The organism is Synechococcus sp. CCY 9618 (assembly GCF_019038415.1).
GTDB lineage: Bacteria > Cyanobacteriota > Cyanobacteriia > PCC-6307 > Cyanobiaceae > Cyanobium.
On record NZ_JAFKRG010000034.1, the window covers coordinates 39,295 to 56,261 of the forward strand.

Genomic DNA, 16,967 nt, shown 5'->3' on the forward strand with positions numbered 1-16,967 from the left:
GGACGAGGCGTCAGTCGAGGGCGATCGGCGCATTGTCGCCGCGCAGGACGCAATGGGGAATGGCCCAGTCATAGCTTTCCCACACGAGGGGAGGCAGCCGGTAGGTCGCCCCTGGGAACGGGCCGAGGTCAACGCCCGTGGGCTGGGCGGAGCAGTAGGGCCTGCTGCCGGGCTTGGCCAGGTACTGCTGGTGGTAGGGCTCAGCGAAGTGGAACGGCTGGCCGCTGGCGATCTCCGTGGTGATCGTTCCCCTGCCTGCGGCCGTCAGAGCGTCCTGATAGGCCTGTCGGCTGGCTTCTGCCAGGGCCAGCAGATCCGGATCGTCCACGAAGATGGCCGAGCGGTACTGGCTGCCGCGGTCGTTGCCCTGGCGGTTCCCCTGGGTGGGGTCGTGACATTCCCAGAACAGTTTGAGCAGGTCGGCGAAGGACACTCTGGTGGTGTCCCAGACCACCCGCACCACTTCGGCATGGCCGCTGCGGCCGCTGCACACCTGCTCGTAGCTGGGGGACGGCAGCTGACCGCCGGCGTAGCCCACCGCCGTGGTGACAACCCCGGGCAGGCGCCAGAATCCCTTCTCCGCTCCCCAGAAGCAGCCGCAGCCGAACAGAACCTCAGCCTGCCCCGCTTCCAGAGGGGCCGCCAGGGGTGTGCCGAGGACGGCGTGGGTGAGACCCACCGGCCCGACTGCGGCTGCGGAGGCTGGGCCGGTGCCCCCGGAAGGGCTGCTGAAGAGTCCGAACAAGGCGCGTGCTGCGATCAGGCTGAACAGCCTAGGAAGGGCTCCGGCGCTCCGGCTCCGGCACCAGGGCGATGTGGTTCAGCAGGGTGGTGGTGAAGGCGAACAGCAGGAAGGGCAGCGACAGCACCAGAATCAGGCCCACCCCCACAAGGGCGAACAGGGGACGGCTCGCTCCCATCAGGGCCAGGCCCGCCGCCAGGCTCACGAAGATCACCGCCATCCAGATCAGGATCTGTCCGTAGATGTCCCCGAAGGTCAGGGTGCAGCGCAGGTTGTACGGCTGGCTGAGGCTGGACGGGGTGGGGGCCATGGGGACGGCGTGGCAGGCGGCGGGGATGGACCACGGCCCTTCCAGGTAAGCCCAACCGCTGCCCCTGGACGATGTCGCTCAACATCTTTTGAACCGCCGACAGGCCTGTCAGGCGGCCTGCAGCTGGCGCACGGCCTCTTCCCGGTCCCACAGCCGCCGGTAGGTGCCCTCCTGCTGCAGCAGGTCGTTGTGGTGGCCCTCCTGGACCAGCTGGCCCGCTTCCAGCACCAGGACCCGATCACAGGCCGCCGCAGCCGAGAGCTGGTGACTGATCATCACCACCGTGCGGCGCTGTTCCTCGCGCACCGAGCGCAGGATCCCGGCGGCGGTGGTGTTGTCCACGCTCGCCAGGGCGTCGTCGAGAACCAGCAGGGGAGCCTCCACCAGCAGGGCCCTGCCCAGAGCCGTGCGCTGGCGCTGGCCGCCGCTCAGGGTGATGCCCCGTTCCCCCACCAGGGTGCGGAAGCCGTCGGGGAACCCCTTGATGTCGCCCTCCAGCCGGGCCTGCCGGGCAGCGTCTTCGACCCGGTCGAGGCCGGCCTCCGGATCGCCGTAGCGCAGGTTGTCGGCCAGGCTGGCGGTGAACAGGTAACCCTCCTGGGGCACCAGGGCCACCTGACGGCGCAGGTCGGGCAGGTCCAACCGGGTCACATCCACCCCGTCCAGGAACAGCTGGCCCGGGGGCACCTCCACCATCCGGCCCAGGGCCCGCGCAAGTGTGGTCTTGCCGCAGCCCACCGGTCCCACCACCGCCACCAGTTCCCCCGGGTGGAGTCGGAAACTGAGATCCACCAGGGCCGGGCGATCGGCACCCGGATAACGCACCGTCAGCCCCCGGGCTTCCACCGCCCCGAGGGCCGGCCGTCCGGGGGGCAGGGGATCGACGGGCGACTCGATGGCGGGTCGGTGGCTCAGCAGCGTCTCCACCCGCTCCATGCTCACCTGGCCGGTCTGGAAGGTGTTGAGGGTGAAGCCCAGCAGGGCGGTGGGAAAGACCAGCCGCTCCACGAAGAGAATCAGGGCCACCAGGTCGCCGATGCTGAGCCGGCCGCTCTCGAGCTGGCCGCTGCCCAGGGCCAGCAGCAGCAGCAGGCTGAGGGAGGCGATGCCCTCCAGCAGGGGAAACAGGGTGCTGCGGGTGCGGGCCAGGGACAGCTGGGCGTCGAGGTAGACCCGGTTGAGAGCGTCGAACGCCTTCTCCTCGGTGGCCTCCTGGCCGTAGATCTTGATGGCGCCGATCCCGGAGAGGTCCTCCTGGACCAGGTCGCTCAGCTGGGCCAGCGCCTCCTGCTGGCGTCGCTGCTGCTTCATCATGCGGCCGCCGAACAGGCGCACCACCATCAGCATGCCGGGGTAGAGCGACACCGCGGCCAGGCTGAGCCAGGGATCGATCGCCAGCATCGCCGGCAGGGTCAGGGCATAGGCCAGCACGGTGTTGGTGAGGCTGAGCAGGGCGAAGCCCAGCAGGCGGCGGATGTTCTCCACGTCGCTGGTGGCCCGGCTGATCACCTCGCCGCTGCCGGTGGTCTGCACCCAGCCCGGATCCTGGGTGAGCACATGGGCAAAGATCCGTTCCTTGAGGCTCGCCTCCACCTGGCGCCCCACCCCGAAGACCAGCATCCGGGAGTAGAGGCGGCTGGCTCCCATCGCCGTGGCCATCACGATGATCAGGCCGGCCACGCCCAGCACGTCAGAGAGCACGAAGCCGGGCTTCAGGTCGTTGATCGCCTGCCGGACCAGCAGGGGAATGCCCACCCCGAGCAGGTTCACCACCACCAGGGCACCGGCACCCAGCAGAACCGTGCGCCGGTGCGGGCGGAGATACCGCCGGATCAGATCCAACCGCAGGGCGCTCATGCCGGGGGGTGGGGCAGCAGGGCCCCCTAACCTAGGCAGTGCTCCCCAGGGCCCATGGGCCGCCCGGGCCATGGACGACCAGAACCATCCGCTGCATGCCCTCGATCGGGAGACGGTCGATCGACTCCTGGTGGTGGACACGCCCCAGGAAGTCCATCTGGTGGACGCAGCACGGTTGCAGATGCGTTACCGGGGGTTCCCCGGAGCCGCCGACATCCGCGACGATCTGGACAAGGTGCTGGCGCACTGGGGTCTGGCGCCCGACGCCCTCCACGCCCGCACCAGGGCCATCTGGGCTGCCGGCTTCCGGCCGGGCCCGGCTCCGGTGCCCGAAGCAGTGGGTTCGGGCTTCGACACCGCCTCCGACGAGGCGTCCTGAGCCGGTTTCGCTCCCGTTGGCCAGAAAGGCGTTCTTCGGGTGATAGTGGGAGTGTCCCCATCACCCGGCCCGGCGTGCCCTGCACCCGGGCTTTTTCTTGCCTTCACCTCGGCGTCTTCGGCGGTGATGTCAGGGGCTCCCGTAAGTTGCCGGGATCAGTTCCGTTTTCGCTGATGAGCGCTCGAGCCGCCTGGCCCCCGCTGCTGGAGCAGCTCCTCCGTGGGGAGGATCTCCGGGCGGATCAGGCCGATGCCCTGATGCGGGGCTGGCTGGCCGGGACGATCGAACCGGTGCTCACCGGTGCCCTCCTGGCGGCCCTGCGAGCCAAGGGCACCACCGGGGAGGAGCTGGCGGCGATGGCGGCCGTGCTGCGGGAGGCGTGTCCCCTGCCGGGGGAAAGGCCCTCCCTGGAGCTGATCGACACCTGCGGCACCGGCGGTGCCGGGGCCGACAGCTTCAACATCTCCACCGCCGTGGCCTTCACTGCCGCCGCCTGCGGTGCCCACGTGGCCAAGCACGGCAACCGCAGTGCCAGCGGGCGGGTGGGATCCGCCGACGTGCTGGAGGCCCTCGGTCTGCGCCTCGGGGCGCCGGCCCAGCAGGTGGTGGACGCCCTGCCCCGCACCGGGGTCACCTTTCTGTTCGCGCCGGGCTGGCATCCGGCCCTGGTGGCCATGGCGCCCCTGCGAAAGACGCTCGGGGTGCGCAGCGTCTTCAACCTGCTCGGACCGCTCGTCAATCCCCTGACCCCCGAGGCCCAGGTGCTGGGCGTGGCCCGGCCCGACCTGCTCGACCCCATGGCCGACGCCCTGCGGCGCCTCGGTCAGCGGCGAGCGATTGTGGTTCATGGTCATGGCGGTCTGGACGAGGCCACCCTCTCCGGTCCCAGTGAGCTGCGCGTTCTGGAGGACGGCCAGGTGCGCAGCGCCTGGCTGGACCCCGTCGAGCTGGGGCTGGAGCCGGCCGATCTGGAGGCCCTCCGGGGCGGGGACGTGGCCGCCAACCGCGCGATCCTGGAGGCGGTGCTGCAGGGTCGGGGCACCCGGGCTCAGGCCGACGTCGTCGCCCTGAACGCCGCCCTGGTGCTGAAGGCGGCGGGGCTGGAGGACTCCCTTGCCGCCGCCCTGCCCCGGGCCCGCCAGGCGCTGGTGGATGGGCGTGCCTGGGCCCGGGTGGAAGCCCTGCGCGAGGCCCTGGCCGGGTCTGAAGGATGATCGGGATTCCTGCCGCCCCCGCCCTGGACGCCCCTGCGACCACCGCCGATTCCGCCGTTCTGGTGCTGGCCGACGGCACCGTGCTGCGGGGCCGGGCCTGCGGTGCCCGGGGCAGGGTCTGCGGGGAAGTGGTCTTCAACACCGGCATGACCGGCTACCAGGAGGTGCTCACCGATCCGAGCTACGCCGGCCAGCTGATCACCTTCACCTACCCGGAACTCGGCAACACCGGCGTCAACGGGGAAGACCAGGAGGCGGACCGGCCCCATGCGCGGGGCTTCATCGCCCGCCAGCTCGTGCCCGGCGCCAGCAGCTGGCGTCGGCAGGAGGACCTGGACCCCTGGCTGGCCCGCCATGGCGTGGTGGGCATCTGCGGGGTCGACACCCGTGCCCTGGTGCGCCATCTGCGTGAGGGTGGTGCCATCAATGGCGCCATCGCCAGCGACGGCACGCCACCGGCCGCGCTCCTGGAGCAGGTGAAGGCCACCCCCGCCATGGATGGCCTGAACCTGGCCGCTCTGGTGAGCACGGACGAGCCCTACGAATGGCGCCGGACCTGTGCGGCCGGCTTCGATGGGCGCCCCCAGCCCCGGCCCGAACGGCCCTACCGGGTGGTGGCGATCGATTTCGGCATCAAGCGGGCCATCCTCGAGCGTCTGGTGGCCCACGGCTGCGACGTCACGGTCCTGCCCGCCACCGCGACGCTGGCCCAGGTGCTGGAGCGGCATCCGGAAGGGGTGTTTCTCTCCAATGGGCCGGGGGATCCGGCGGCGGTGAGCGAGGGCATCGCCCTGACCAGGGAACTGCTCCGGCAGCCGGATCTGCCGCTCTTCGGCATCTGCCTGGGCCACCAGATCCTCGGGCTGGCCCTGGGGGGGAGCAGCTTCAAGCTGGCCTATGGCCATCGAGGTCTCAACCATCCCTGCGGATCGCCCGGGTCGGTGGAGATCACGAGCCAGAACCATGGCTTCGCCATCGATGCGGACTCCCTGCCCGCCGAGCGGGTGCGCATCACCCATCTCAACCTCAATGACCGCACCGTGGCGGCCCTTGCCCTGCGTGATCAGCCGGTGTTCGGGATCCAGTACCACCCGGAGGCCAGTCCCGGCCCCCACGATGCCGATCATCACTTCGCGCGGTTCGTGTCGCTGATGGCGGAGCGCCGCTGACTTCCCCACGATTCGTTGCGGTTTCCTGATTCGCTGTGCGGGTCCCTACACTGCTTCGCGAGCATCACCGAACGGGGGCCGAGACCATCACCGACCTGCAGCGATTGACCGTCTCCCTGAGAGGGGGCTGCGAACGGCGGGAACAGTGCCTGCTGTTCGGTTTCACAGGACAGCTCGACGCCTACTCCGACAAGCAGTTCACCGACTTCGTCTCTGATCACGCCAAGGCCACCAAGGTCCCCGTGATCATCGACCTCAGCCGCATCGACTTCATCGATTCCTCCGGACTCGGTGCTCTGGTTCAGCTCGCCAAGCAGTTCAACGACGGCTCCCGTCAGTTCCTCGTGGTCGGCAACGCCCGCGTCGTCCAGACCGTGAAGCTCGTGCGCCTGGAGGCATTCCTGCACCTGCAGCCCGATCTGGAGTCGGCCCTTGGCAGCCTCGCCCCCGCCTGAGGGTCCCGGGCGCTGGCTGGCTTCCCTTCCCACGCTCGCCTCGGAGGTTCCTCTGGCCACAGCCCAGCTGGCCTGGCTGGGGGATGCGGTCTGGGAACTGCACCAGCGGCTGCGCCACTGCCAGCGGCCGGCCAGAGCAGCTGATCTGCACCGGGCGGTGGTGGCTGAAGTGCAGGCCGAAGCCCAGGCGGAGGCCCTGCGGCGACTGGATCCTCTGCTGAGCGAGGAGGAACGGCGCGTGATGCTGCGTGGCCGCAATCAGGCCGGCCGGGGCCCCCGTCGTGGCGCCCCAGCGGCCTATGGGCAGGCCACGGGATTTGAGACGATGCTGGGATGGCTCTTTCTGCAGAACCCCAGACGGCTGGCTGAGCTGCTGGACCATCTTGAGAAGACCGAACCCTGTCCCCCGTCCACCAGCCCATGAGCCCCCCTCCCGATCGCCGCAGCGACCGTCGCTCCGACCGTCGTCCCGATCGCCGTCCTGAGCCAGGCGCCGACCGCACCCCCCGCCGGCTCGGCTCCGGAGCCGGAGGCCGCCCGGTGGGCCGCGGTTCCGCTTCCGCCCGCCCCCGCCGTCCGGGAGGTGCCTATGGCCGGGACAAACCGCCCTACGACCGCGAAGGGGGCGGAGAGCGGGGCCGTGAGCGTGGCAGTGAGCGCCCCGGTGGTGCCGACCGCTTCGGCGCCGGCGAACGGTCGGGCGGTTCTGCCTATGGCCGCCGCCCTTACGAGGCCCGTCCCGACAGCGATGGTTCCTTCTCCCCCCGCGGTGGCGAGAGCCGTCCCCCGCGCGAGCGTCGTGGCGGCGACCGCTTCCCTGCCTCCCGTCCGGCCTTCGGCCGTTCTGGCCCTGGGACCGGCCGCCCGGGCATGGGCCGTCCCGGCACCGGCCGGCCCGGTGCCGTGCGCCGCGGGCCGGCCCTGTTCCGGGACGCCGACCGGGCTCCCCGGGCCTTCCAGGGGCGCCCGGGGCAGGAGGGTCCCGAGTCCGATGGCTCCGATGTGGATTTCCGCGGCGAAGCCAGTGCCTTCGCCGCCGCCGCCCCCAGCGACCTGATCTGGGGACGCCACACCACCCAGGCGACCCTGGAGAGCGGCCGGCCGATCCACCGGGTCTGGTGCACGCCCGAGATGCGCTTCAGTCCCCGTTTCCTGCAGCTGCTGCGGGATGCCAAGGCCTCCGGCGTGCTGGTGGAGGAGGTTACCTGGGCCCGGCTGGGCCAGCTCACCGGCGGCGCGGTCCACCAGGGCATCGTGCTCCAGCCGGCCGCCGCCGAGACCCTCGACCTGGGCAGCCTCATCGACGGCTGCCGCGCCATCGGCGAGGCCCCGCTGCTGATCGCGGTGGACGGTCTCACCGATCCTCAGAACCTGGGGGCGATCGTCCGCAGCGCCGAGGCTCTCGGCGCCCACGGCATGGTGCTGCCCCAGCGTCGCAACGCCGGCCTCACCGGTTCGGTGGCCAAGGTGGCCGCCGGAGCGCTGGAGCACCTGCCGGTGGCCCGGGTGGTCAACCTGAACCGTTCCCTCGACACCCTCAAGCAGGAGGGCTATCGGGTGGTGGGCCTCGCCGAGGAAGGCACGGTCAGCCTGGAGGAGGTGGACCTGGAGGGTCCCCTGGTGGTGGTCACGGGTTCCGAAGGCGATGGCCTCTCCCTCCTCACCCGCCGTTCCTGCGACCAGCTGGTGCGCATCCCCCTGCGGGGGGCCACCCCCAGTCTGAACGCCTCGGTGGCCACCGCCCTGCTGCTCTACGAGGTGGCCCGTCGCGGCTGGATGCGCGGCCTTCGGGGTTCCGCCCCGGCCCCGAGGATCGTGCGACCCTCCATGCCTGCGCCGCCCGATCCCGAGCCGGAGGCCCTGGCCGAGCCGCCCGCCCTCGATACACCCGCCGAGCCGCCTGCCCCGGCCACACCCTCTCCAGAACCCGCCCCGGACTCAGCTTCCGAGATCTCCGCGGACCTGGAATCCGTCCCGCCGGCGCCACTCGAACCGGCACCCTCTGAAGTGGCGTCAGCTGCCGAGGAAGAACCCCGGGCGCTTGAGGATGGTCTGCCCGTGGCCGAGCCGCCGCCCCCCGCGTCGGGCGCCTCTGAGTCGCTGCCCTACCCGATCGTTCCTCCCTCAGGTTTCGATGGCGACATCCGCCTCTGACTCCTCCGGGGGAGTGGTCCCAGCGGCCCCCCAGAATGGGACCCTCGCTGCTCCTGCTCCATGAATCCGCTGCTCTGGCCCATGCGCGGTATCGCCAATGGGTTGGGCCTGGCCTGGTGGGCGCGGGTGGAGACCCGCTCCCCCGACGCGGTGTACTGGTTCGGTCCCTTCGTGCGTCGCCAGACGCTGGAGCAGGCCCTGCCGTCCTTCCTCGACGACCTGCGCTCGGAGTCGCCCGCCTCCCTGGAGCACCGCTGCCTGCGCACCGGCCGCGGAGAGCCCCTCACCGAATCGCCGGATCTGGCCGACTGATAGCGTCCATCCCAGCGGATGAGCGGTTGGATGGGCATCGCCGAATGGCGGCAGCGGCTTCGGCGGGGAGAGGTGTCGGCCCGGGAACTCACCGATCGCCACCTGGCCCGCATCGCAGTGGTGGACCCCACCCTTCACGCCTTTCTGGAGATCACCAGTGAGCGGGCCAGGGCCGATGCCGACCGCATCGACGCCGCCCGGGCTGCCGGGGATCCCCTGCCGCCCCTGGCTGGCATCCCTCTGGCGATCAAGGACAACCTCTGCACCCGGGGCATCCGCACCACCTGCTCCAGCCGCATGCTGGAGACCTTCGTGCCCCCCTACGAATCGACGGTGACCGACCGGCTCTGGCAGGCCGGTGCCGTGCTGCTGGGCAAGACCAACCTCGACGAGTTCGCCATGGGCAGCTCCACCGAGACCTCCGCCTTCGGCGCCAGCCGTAACCCATGGAATCCGGACCGGGTTCCCGGTGGCAGCTCCGGGGGCAGTGCGGCCGCCGTCGCTGCCGGTGAGTGCCTCGCTTCCCTCGGCTCCGACACCGGGGGCTCCATCCGCCAGCCCGCCAGCTTCTGCGGTGTGGTGGGTCTCAAGCCCACCTATGGCCGGGTGAGCCGCTGGGGCCTGGTGGCTTTCGCCTCCTCCCTCGACCAGGTGGGGCCCTTCAGCACCAGCGTGGCCGATGCCGCCGAGCTGCTGCAGGTGATCGCCGGGGAGGATCCCAGGGACGCCACCTGCCTGCGGGCTCCGGTGCCCGACTACAGCGCTGATCTGGAGAAGCCCATCGCCGGCCTGCGGGTGGGGCTGATCCGGGAGTGCTTCGACCAGGAGGGTCTCGATCCCGAAGTGAAGGCCTCGGTGCTGGCGGCCGCCGCCCAGCTGGAGGCCCTGGGCTGCGAACTGGCGGACGTGAGCTGCCCCCGTTTCAACGACGGCATCGCCACCTACTACGTCATCGCCCCGTCGGAGGCCTCCGCCAACCTGGCCCGCTATGACGGCGTCAAGTACGGCTACCGGGCCGCTGCCGGCGAGCCGGGCAGCGACGGCCTGGCGGCCATGACCGCCCGCAGCCGGGCCGAGGGCTTCGGCGAGGAGGTGCAGCGCCGCATCCTGATCGGCACCTATGCCCTCTCCGCCGGCTATGTGGATGCCTACTACAAGAAAGCCCAGCAGGTGCGCACATTGATCCGCCGCGACTTCGATCGCGCCTTCGAAACGGTCGACGTGCTGCTCACCCCCACGTCTCCCACCACCGCGTTCCCCAGCGGCTCCCACGCCGGTGATCCCCTGGCCATGTACCTGGCCGACCTGCTCACGATTCCCGCCAACCTGGCCGGCCTGCCGGCCATCAGCGTGCCCTGCGGGTTTGATGCGGCGGGATTGCCCATCGGCCTGCAACTGATCACCGGTGTGCTCGAGGAACCGAAGCTGCTGCAGGTGGCCCACCAGTACGAACGGGCGGCGGCGGTGATGGCCCGGCGACCCGCGGCCCCGCTGGTGCCCTGACCCCATATCTGGTGTGCAAGGCCGCGCCAGGGGCTCCCATGACCCCGAATGTTGCGTGCCCCCTTACCCTGGGTTCCACCAGGACGCGTTCCCGTTGGCCTTTGTTCCGCTCCACAACCACAGTGACTACAGCCTGCTGGACGGGGCCTCCCAGCTGCCGGCGATGGTGGCGCGGGCCGTCGAATTGGGCATGCCGGCCCTGGCCCTCACCGACCACGGGGTGATGTATGGCGCCATCGAGCTGCTGAAGCTCTGCATGAAGGCGGGCATCAAGCCGATCATCGGCAACGAGATGTACGTCATCAACGGCTCGATCGACGATCCCCAGCCGAAGAAGGAGCGCCGGTACCACCTGGTGGTGCTGGCCAAGAATGCCGTCGGCTACCGCAACCTGGTGAAGCTCACCAGCATCAGCCACCTGCGTGGCATGCGCGGCCGTGGCATCTTCGCGCGGGCCTGCATCGATAAAGCTCTGCTGAAGCAGTACAGCGAGGGCCTGATGGTGGCCACCGCCTGCCTGGGCGGGGAGATCCCCCAGGCGATCCTGCGGGGCCGCCCCGATGTGGCCCGGGAGGTGGCGCTCTGGTACCGGGAGGTGTTCGCTGACGACTTCTACCTGGAGATCCAGGACCATGGCGGCCTCGAGGACCGCATCGTCAACGTCGGCATGGCCCAGCTCAGCGCCGAACTGGGCATCCCGCTGGTCGCCACCAACGACGCCCATTACCTCACCAGCAACGACGTGGAGGCCCACGACGCCCTGCTGTGCGTGCTCACCGGCAAGCTGATCAGCGACGAGAAGCGCCTGCGCTACACCGGCACTGAATACATCAAGAGCGAGGCGGAGATGGCCGCCCTCTTCGCCGACCATCTGGCGCCGGAGGTGATCGCCGAGGCGATCACCTCCACCGCCCGGGTGGCCGAGAAGGTGGAGGACTACGACATCCTGGGCCGCCAGCAGATGCCCCGCTTCCCGATCCCCGAGGGCCACACCCCGGTGAGTTACCTCAGCGAGGTGAGCCACCGGGGGCTGCGGGCGCGGCTGTCCCTGGTCGAGGATGCCCCCATCGAACCGGCCTACGGCGAACGGCTGGCCTTCGAGCTGCAGGTGATGGAGCAGATGGGTTTTCCCACCTACTTCCTGGTGGTGTGGGACTACATCCGCTTCGCCCGGGAACAGGGCATTCCGGTGGGGCCGGGCCGCGGCTCGGCCGCCGGTTCCCTGGTGGCCTATTCCCTCGGCATCACCAACATCGACCCGGTGGAGCACGGCCTGCTGTTCGAGCGCTTCCTCAACCCGGAACGCAAGTCGATGCCTGACATCGACACCGACTTCTGCATCGAGCGGCGCGGCGAGGTGATCGAGTACGTGACCCGCCGCTACGGCGAAGACAAAGTCGCCCAGATCATCACCTTCAACCGCATGACCTCCAAGGCCGTGCTCAAGGATGTGGCCCGGGTGCTCGACATTCCCTACGGCGAGGCCGACCGGCTTGCCAAGCTGATCCCCGTGGCCCGGGGCAAACCGGCCAAGCTGGCCGAGATGGTCGGGCCTGACTCCCCGGCCCCCGAGTTCCGCGAGAAATACGAGAACGATCCCAAGGTGCGCCACTGGGTGGACCTGGCCCGTCGCATCGAGGGCACCAACAAGACCTTCGGTGTCCATGCCGCCGGGGTGGTGATCGCCGCCGAGCCCCTCGATGAACTGGTGCCCCTGCAGCGCAACAACGACGGTCAGGTGATCACCCAGTACTTCATGGAGGACGTGGAGGCGATGGGCCTGCTGAAGATGGACTTCCTGGGCCTCAAGAACCTCACCATGATCGAGAAGACGATCGAGCTGGTGGCCCGCTCCGAGGGCGAGCGCCTCGATCCCGACGCCCTGCCGGCCAACGATCCCGGCACCTACGCCCTGCTGGCTCGGGGCGATCTGGAGGGCATCTTCCAGCTGGAATCCAGCGGCATGCGCCAGATCGTGCGCGATCTCAAGCCCTCCTCCCTGGAGGACATCTCCTCGATCCTGGCCCTCTACCGGCCGGGGCCCCTGGATGCGGGCCTGATCCCCAAGTTCATCAACCGCAAGCACGGCCGTGAGGCCATCGAGGTGGCCCACGCCAAGCTCGAGCCGATCCTGAAGGAGACCTACGGGATCATGGTCTACCAGGAGCAGATCATGCGGATCGCCCAGGATCTGGCCGGCTATTCCCTCGGCGAAGCCGACCTGCTGCGGCGCGCCATGGGCAAGAAGAAGGTGTCGGAGATGCAGAAGCACCGCCAGCAGTTCGTCGGCGGCGCCACCGATCGGGGCGTGGAGGGGGCCGTCGCCGAGGCTCTCTTCGATCAGATGGTGCTGTTCGCCGAATACTGCTTCAACAAGAGCCACTCCACCGCCTACGGGGCCGTCACCTACCAGACCGCCTACCTCAAGGCCCACCACCCTGTGGCCTACATGGCCGCCCTGCTGACGGTGAACGCCGGGGCCAGCGACAAGGTGCAGCGCTACATCGCCAACTGCCTGGCCATGGGCATCGAGGTGATGCCGCCGGATGTGAACGCCTCCGGCATCGACTTCACGCCGGTGGGCAAGAAGATCCTTTTCGGCCTCTCGGCCGTGCGCAACCTGGGCGACGGGGCCATCCGCCAGCTGATCGAGGCCCGCGCCACTGACGGACCCTTTCTGCATCTGGCCGATCTCTGCGACCGCCTCTCCGGCCAGCAACTCAACCGCCGGGCGATCGAATCGCTGATCCACTGCGGCGCCCTCGACGGCCTCGAGCCCAAGGCCAACCGGGCCCAGCTGATGGCCGATCTGGATCTGGTGCTCGACTGGGCCAGTTCCCGGGCCCGCGACCGGGCCAGCGGCCAGGGCAACCTGTTCGATCTGTTCGCCGGGGCCGGCGACGGGGCGGCGCCCGTGGCGGCTCCCGCCCCGCCGAAGGCGGCACCGGTCCCGGACTACCCCCCCACCGAGAAGCTGAAGCTCGAAAAGGAGCTGCTCGGCTTCTACATCTCCGACCACCCCCTGCGCCAGCTGGCCTCCCAGGTGCGTCTGCTCACACCCATCGGCCTGGCCAACCTGGAGGAGATGGCCGACAAGGCCAAGGTGAGCGTGGTGGTGATGGTGAGCGAGATCCGCCAGGTGACCACCCGCAAGGGGGACCGCATGGCCGTGCTGCAGCTGGAGGATCTCACCGGCGCCTGCGAAGCGGTGGTGTTCCCCAAGAGCTATGCGCGCCTGGCCGACCACCTGATGGTGGATGCCCGCCTGCTGCTCTGGGCCGGCGTCGATCGCCGCGACGACCGGGTGCAGCTGCTTGTCGACGACTGCCGCAGCATCGAGGACCTGCAGCTGGTGATGGTGGAGCTGGCCCCGGAGCAGGCCGGAGACATCGCCGTGCAGCATCGCCTGCGCGAGTGCCTCACCCGCCACCGCCCCGGCCAGGAGGAGGCGGGGGTGCGGGTGCCGGTGGTGGCCCTGGTGAAGCAGCAGAACGAAACCCGTTTCGTGCGCCTGGGGGGCCAGTTCTGTGTCGCCGACGCCCAGGCGGCCGTCCAGACCCTGGGGTCTGCGGATTTCAGGGCCTGGCTGCGCTCACCCCTGGGGGCTGCCTGAGCCGCCGCTGCCCTGGCGCATGGCCCGCACCGAGGCCCGCACCCTGCTGATGTTGATGCCGATCTGCTCCAGGCCCAGCAGGCTGCCGGGGCCGTCCTCCCAGCTGGCGGAGAGCACCCCGTAGCTGAGACCCAGCAGGCCCAGCAGGAAGAAGGCGCCGGAACCCACCAGCGTGAGGCCGGGGGGGATGTCGAGCACCCCGCGGCTCACCAGCAGGTAGCTGGCCACGAACACGGCCATGCCCAGAGCCGTTGGGGTGCCGGTGGCGATGGCGATGCGCCGCACCATGCGACTGGCCACCGCATCGGGGATCACCTGCTGGCGGGGAGCTGGGCGGGTCTTGCCGGGGTTCGGCCCACCCCCGGCTGGGGCGGTGCCGAAGGCTTTCGGGCGGGGCCGACGGGCCATCGGAACGACCTCAGCCGCGAATGCCGAGCTTGGCGATCAGGGTGGCGTAACGCTCTTCGCTCTGGGCGCGCAGGTAGCCCAGCAGCCGCTTGCGGCGGCCGATCATCTTGAGCAGGCCCTGGCGGGAGGAGAAGTCGTGGATGTTCTTCTGCAGATGGCCACTGAGTTGCTGGATCCGCTCGCTCAACATCGCGACCTGCACCTCCACCGATCCGGTGTCAGTGCCGTGGGCCTGATGGGAATTGATCAGTTCCTGTTTCTGGGTGGTGGAGAGCGGCATGGGCGGATCGGGGCCCGGACGGTGCAAACCAACACCTTAACGTGCGGCCCGATGACCTCCCCGTCCCGCCGCGCTCAGGCCACGGCACGGGACAGCCAGCGCAGACTCTCCCGCAGCCAGTCGTCGGGGCCGGCCGCCCCATCCAGGCCGGCGGTGGCCACCGCCCGCAGGGCCCGGTGGATCTCCAGGGGCTCGTAGCCCAGGGCCGCCAGGGTGATCTGCACCTCATCCCGGCAGGGACCGGAGGGGGAGGACGGTGCTCCGGTGGCGAGTTCCTCATCTCCCTCCAGGGGATCGACCAGTCCGGTGAAGCGGTCCTGCAGCTTGCGGCGCAGTTCCACCGACAACCGCTCGGCCGTGCGTTTCCCCACCCCGGGGGCCTGGCAGAGGCTGCGCAGGTCGGCGTGGACGATGGCGCGCACCAGGGCGTCCACCTCCAGCACCCCGAGCAACCCCAGGGCCATCTGGGGTCCCACGCCGCTGACTGCCACCAGTTCGCGGAACAGGTCCCTCTCCTGGCGGGTGGCGAAGCCGTAGAGGGTCCAGCCGTCGTCGCGGATGCTGTGGTGCACATGCAGGCCCAGGTCGGCGCCGGGCTCAGGCAGCCGTTGCCACTGGCGCAGGGTCAGCTGCACCTCGTAACCCACCCCCTGGCAGATCAGCAGCACCCCGCATCGGTGGGCCTGCTGCCATGGTTCGGCCAGTCGCCCCTGCAGCCAGCCGATCATGGTCCAACGTGCGTCGGCCCCCATGCTGCCCCTTCTGCCAAGCCCCCAGCGCCCGCGGTCGGCGCTGGCCTCCCTGGTGCTGGCACCGCTGCTGGCCCTGCTGCTGCTGCTGGGAGGCTGCTCCAGGGTGGGCCAGCCCCCCCGGAGCGTGCTGCTCGAGGCCCTCTCCCTGCAGATTCAGCTCACCCAGGGGGCCATCGCCGAGGCCCTGGAACTGGAGGCCGGCGGTCTGCCCGAGGTGAGCCGGGTGCGGGTCGAACAGCAGGAGGCCGTTCCGATCGGGGATGGCCGTGGTCTGCACCTGGCCGGTCGCTTCGACTGGCGGCTGCCGGGCGACCCCATCCGGGTCGACAGTCCGTTCGAGCTGTACCTGGAGCGGGGTGTCAAGGGCCAGAGCTGGCGCCTGGCCCGCCCCAGCGGCAGCGGGGACGGCAGCCGCCAGGCGTGGATCACCGATCCCCTCCCCCTGCCGGGCCGGTCACGGGGTTGAGGTCAGTTGCTCATCGGCGGTGAGTCCAAGCCAGCGGGACATGTGGGGGAGGGTGAGCCCCTGCACGAGCAGGTTGATCACCACCACGCAGAAAACGATGCCTCCCGCGTTCTGCACCAGGCTGGGAACGGTCGCCGGGTCCATCCCCCGCACGCGGGGGATGGCGTCGACCATGACGAAACTCAGGGCCAGGGGAACAGCCCCCCGCAGACCGCACCAGGAGACCAGCAGCGACTCCCGCAGGCTGAAGGGCGAAAATCGCTGCAGCAGCAGCACACTCACCGGCCGGGCCACCAGCATCATGCCGATGGCGACGACGATCCCCTCGGGGACCGCGGGCAGGATCGTGAGCGGGTCGATGCTGAGGCCGAAGATCAGGAACACGGTGATCTCGGTCATGTTGTTGAAGGGCAGCAGGGTCTGCTGCAGGGCCTCCGGGGTGATCTTTTCGTTGCTGTAGCTGTGATTGCTGAGCATCAGGCCGGCCACGTAGGCGCTGATGAACCCGGATCCCCCCAGGATCTCCGCCATTCCGTAGGCGATCAGGCCGATGGAGACGCCCAGGATCAGCAGCTGGCTGGTGTCGCGTACCAGCTGATTGAGGCTGAAGCGCCCCAGATAACTGACGATCACCCCGATCAGCAGGCCGGAACCGATCTTCTGCAGGAACATCTGCACCTCCCCCAGCACCAGCTCATGCCCGCTGGTGCCGTTTCCGACGGCCGTCAGCCCGATCACCAGCCCCAGGAAAAGAATGGCGGTGGGATCGTTGACGGAGGATTCGAACTGCACCAGGGCCGCCAGCCGGCGCGGAATCGCCCTCGGAACCGACTGCAGCACGTTCACCGTCGCTCCCGCATCCGTGGAGCCGAGGCAGGCGGCGATCAGCATGGCCACCGAGACAGGGATCTGGCGGAATCCGAGCTCAATCCCGCCGGCATCGGGGGAGGCCACGAACCAGACGATCAGCCCCAGAATCAGGGTGGAGAAGATCACACCGCCCACCGCCAGAATGATGCCATATTCAAGAAAGCCGCGAATCGATCGGATCTCGGTTTCAAGTCCTGCATTGAACAGCAGGATCGACAGACTCAGCACCTGCAGGCGTTCGATGGCTCCGTGGCTGAACAGGGTGTAGGAGGGATTGATGACAAATCCGAAAAGCAGCACCCCGAGGATGGCTGGTATGCCGATCTTCAGTGAGAATCGACTGATCGCCAGGGTGCCGAGGAAGAGGCCCCCGATGATCACCATCATCAGCGGTAGAGATATGGAATTCTGCAGAACAGATGATGTGAGCAATGGCGTTTCGGGCGCCTCATCGACCGCTGCGACCAGCGTTGCCAGCCAGGG

17 protein-coding genes are annotated in these 16,967 nt (G+C 69.6%); 10 read left to right on the top strand and 7 right to left on the bottom strand.

What is annotated here, in order from left to right; genetic code table 11:
- Positions 1 to 10 precede the first annotated feature (10 nt).
- The 3 genes from msrA to KUG41_RS07685 all read right to left on the bottom strand — a co-directional run bounded on the left by msrA (position 11) and on the right by KUG41_RS07685 (position 2,909).
- Entirely contained in the window at positions 11 to 745 is a 735-nt protein-coding gene (gene msrA / locus KUG41_RS07675; protein ID WP_216902794.1) for a peptide-methionine (S)-S-oxide reductase MsrA, read from the bottom strand.
- Positions 746 to 773: 28 nt separating this feature from the next.
- A complete protein-coding gene (locus KUG41_RS07680; RefSeq protein ID WP_216902796.1) occupies positions 774 to 1,052 on the bottom strand; it encodes a hypothetical protein in 279 nt (92 codons plus the stop codon).
- A gap of 108 nt (positions 1,053 to 1,160) precedes the next feature.
- On the bottom strand, positions 1,161 to 2,909 hold the full coding sequence (locus KUG41_RS07685) for an ABC transporter ATP-binding protein (protein WP_216902798.1): 1,749 nt from the start codon (positions 2,907 to 2,909) through the stop codon (positions 1,161 to 1,163).
- 70 nt (positions 2,910 to 2,979) lie between these two features.
- Here KUG41_RS07685 and KUG41_RS07690 point away from each other — a divergent pair, with 70 nt between their 5' ends.
- From KUG41_RS07690 to KUG41_RS07730, 9 genes are all read left to right on the top strand, one after another.
- Entirely contained in the window at positions 2,980 to 3,288 is a 309-nt protein-coding gene (locus tag KUG41_RS07690; protein ID WP_216902800.1) for a DUF3288 family protein, read from the top strand.
- Between the two features lie 173 nt (positions 3,289 to 3,461).
- Entirely contained in the window at positions 3,462 to 4,502 is a 1,041-nt protein-coding gene (trpD, locus tag KUG41_RS07695) for an anthranilate phosphoribosyltransferase (RefSeq protein WP_216902802.1), read from the top strand.
- Entirely contained in the window at positions 4,499 to 5,671 is a 1,173-nt protein-coding gene (gene carA / locus KUG41_RS07700) for a glutamine-hydrolyzing carbamoyl-phosphate synthase small subunit (RefSeq protein WP_216902804.1), read from the top strand. The genes trpD and carA overlap by 4 nt, the downstream gene beginning before the upstream one ends.
- Positions 5,672 to 5,775: 104 nt before the next feature.
- Positions 5,776 to 6,126, top strand: coding sequence for an STAS domain-containing protein (locus KUG41_RS07705; protein WP_216902806.1), 351 nt, complete (start codon positions 5,776 to 5,778; stop codon positions 6,124 to 6,126).
- A 16-nt stretch (positions 6,127 to 6,142) separates the two neighbouring features.
- Positions 6,143 to 6,550 (top strand): Mini-ribonuclease 3, encoded by a 408-nt coding sequence (locus KUG41_RS07710; RefSeq protein WP_216903080.1) that lies wholly within the window; start codon positions 6,143 to 6,145, stop codon positions 6,548 to 6,550.
- Positions 6,547 to 8,280 carry a 23S rRNA (guanosine(2251)-2'-O)-methyltransferase RlmB gene (gene rlmB / locus KUG41_RS15590; RefSeq protein WP_254216961.1) on the top strand — a complete coding sequence of 578 codons (1,734 nt, stop codon included), beginning with the start codon at positions 6,547 to 6,549 and terminating at the stop codon, positions 8,278 to 8,280. The genes KUG41_RS07710 and rlmB overlap by 4 nt, the downstream gene beginning before the upstream one ends.
- A gap of 60 nt (positions 8,281 to 8,340) precedes the next feature.
- On the top strand, positions 8,341 to 8,592 hold the full coding sequence (locus KUG41_RS07720) for a DUF1816 domain-containing protein (protein ID WP_216902808.1): 252 nt from the start codon (positions 8,341 to 8,343) through the stop codon (positions 8,590 to 8,592).
- Positions 8,593 to 8,622: 30 nt separating this feature from the next.
- Complete coding sequence (gene gatA / locus KUG41_RS07725) at positions 8,623 to 10,095, top strand: Asp-tRNA(Asn)/Glu-tRNA(Gln) amidotransferase subunit GatA (RefSeq protein WP_216902810.1); 1,473 nt, start codon at positions 8,623 to 8,625, stop codon at positions 10,093 to 10,095.
- Between the two features lie 94 nt (positions 10,096 to 10,189).
- Complete coding sequence (locus KUG41_RS07730) at positions 10,190 to 13,708, top strand: DNA polymerase III subunit alpha (RefSeq protein ID WP_216902812.1); 3,519 nt, start codon at positions 10,190 to 10,192, stop codon at positions 13,706 to 13,708.
- Here KUG41_RS07730 and KUG41_RS07735 read toward each other — a convergent pair.
- From KUG41_RS07735 to ruvA, 3 genes are all read right to left on the bottom strand, one after another.
- On the bottom strand, positions 13,688 to 14,116 hold the full coding sequence (locus KUG41_RS07735; RefSeq protein WP_216902814.1) for a PAM68 family protein: 429 nt from the start codon (positions 14,114 to 14,116) through the stop codon (positions 13,688 to 13,690). The two genes, KUG41_RS07730 and KUG41_RS07735, sit on opposite strands and share 21 nt — an antisense overlap.
- Before the next feature lie 10 nt (positions 14,117 to 14,126).
- Positions 14,127 to 14,396 carry a 30S ribosomal protein S15 gene (gene rpsO, locus KUG41_RS07740; RefSeq protein ID WP_216902816.1) on the bottom strand — a complete coding sequence of 90 codons (270 nt, stop codon included), beginning with the start codon at positions 14,394 to 14,396 and terminating at the stop codon, positions 14,127 to 14,129.
- 74 nt (positions 14,397 to 14,470) lie between these two features.
- Entirely contained in the window at positions 14,471 to 15,124 is a 654-nt protein-coding gene (ruvA, locus tag KUG41_RS07745; RefSeq protein WP_216902818.1) for a Holliday junction branch migration protein RuvA, read from the bottom strand.
- A 22-nt stretch (positions 15,125 to 15,146) separates the two neighbouring features.
- On the opposite strand from ruvA, the gene KUG41_RS07750 reads away from it, so the two are divergent.
- Positions 15,147 to 15,614, top strand: a complete 468-nt coding sequence (locus tag KUG41_RS07750; RefSeq protein ID WP_216902820.1) for a hypothetical protein — start codon at positions 15,147 to 15,149, stop codon at positions 15,612 to 15,614.
- On the opposite strand, the gene KUG41_RS07755 is transcribed toward KUG41_RS07750, so the two are convergent.
- Positions 15,603 to 16,868, bottom strand: coding sequence for a cation:proton antiporter (locus KUG41_RS07755; RefSeq protein ID WP_254216962.1), 1,266 nt, complete (start codon positions 16,866 to 16,868; stop codon positions 15,603 to 15,605). The two genes, KUG41_RS07750 and KUG41_RS07755, sit on opposite strands and share 12 nt — an antisense overlap.
- Positions 16,869 to 16,967: the final 99 nt, after the last annotated feature.

Coding starts and splice junctions, on each gene's coding strand:
- KUG41_RS07680 (WP_216902796.1), bottom strand. CDS start 1,052: ATGGCCCCCACCCCGTCCAGCCTCAGCCAGCCGTACAACCTGCGCTGC.
- KUG41_RS07685 (WP_216902798.1), bottom strand. CDS start 2,909: ATGAGCGCCCTGCGGTTGGATCTGATCCGGCGGTATCTCCGCCCGCAC.
- KUG41_RS07690 (WP_216902800.1), top strand. CDS start 2,980: ATGGACGACCAGAACCATCCGCTGCATGCCCTCGATCGGGAGACGGTC.
- trpD (WP_216902802.1), top strand. CDS start 3,462: ATGAGCGCTCGAGCCGCCTGGCCCCCGCTGCTGGAGCAGCTCCTCCGT.
- carA (WP_216902804.1), top strand. CDS start 4,499: ATGATCGGGATTCCTGCCGCCCCCGCCCTGGACGCCCCTGCGACCACC.
- rlmB (WP_254216961.1), top strand. CDS start 6,547: ATGAGCCCCCCTCCCGATCGCCGCAGCGACCGTCGCTCCGACCGTCGT.
- KUG41_RS07720 (WP_216902808.1), top strand. CDS start 8,341: ATGAATCCGCTGCTCTGGCCCATGCGCGGTATCGCCAATGGGTTGGGC.
- gatA (WP_216902810.1), top strand. CDS start 8,623: ATGGGCATCGCCGAATGGCGGCAGCGGCTTCGGCGGGGAGAGGTGTCG.
- KUG41_RS07735 (WP_216902814.1), bottom strand. CDS start 14,116: ATGGCCCGTCGGCCCCGCCCGAAAGCCTTCGGCACCGCCCCAGCCGGG.
- rpsO (WP_216902816.1), bottom strand. CDS start 14,396: ATGCCGCTCTCCACCACCCAGAAACAGGAACTGATCAATTCCCATCAG.
- ruvA (WP_216902818.1), bottom strand. CDS start 15,124: ATGATCGGCTGGCTGCAGGGGCGACTGGCCGAACCATGGCAGCAGGCC.
- KUG41_RS07750 (WP_216902820.1), top strand. CDS start 15,147: ATGCTGCCCCTTCTGCCAAGCCCCCAGCGCCCGCGGTCGGCGCTGGCC.
- KUG41_RS07755 (WP_254216962.1), bottom strand. CDS start 16,868: ATGGTGATCATCGGGGGCCTCTTCCTCGGCACCCTGGCGATCAGTCGA.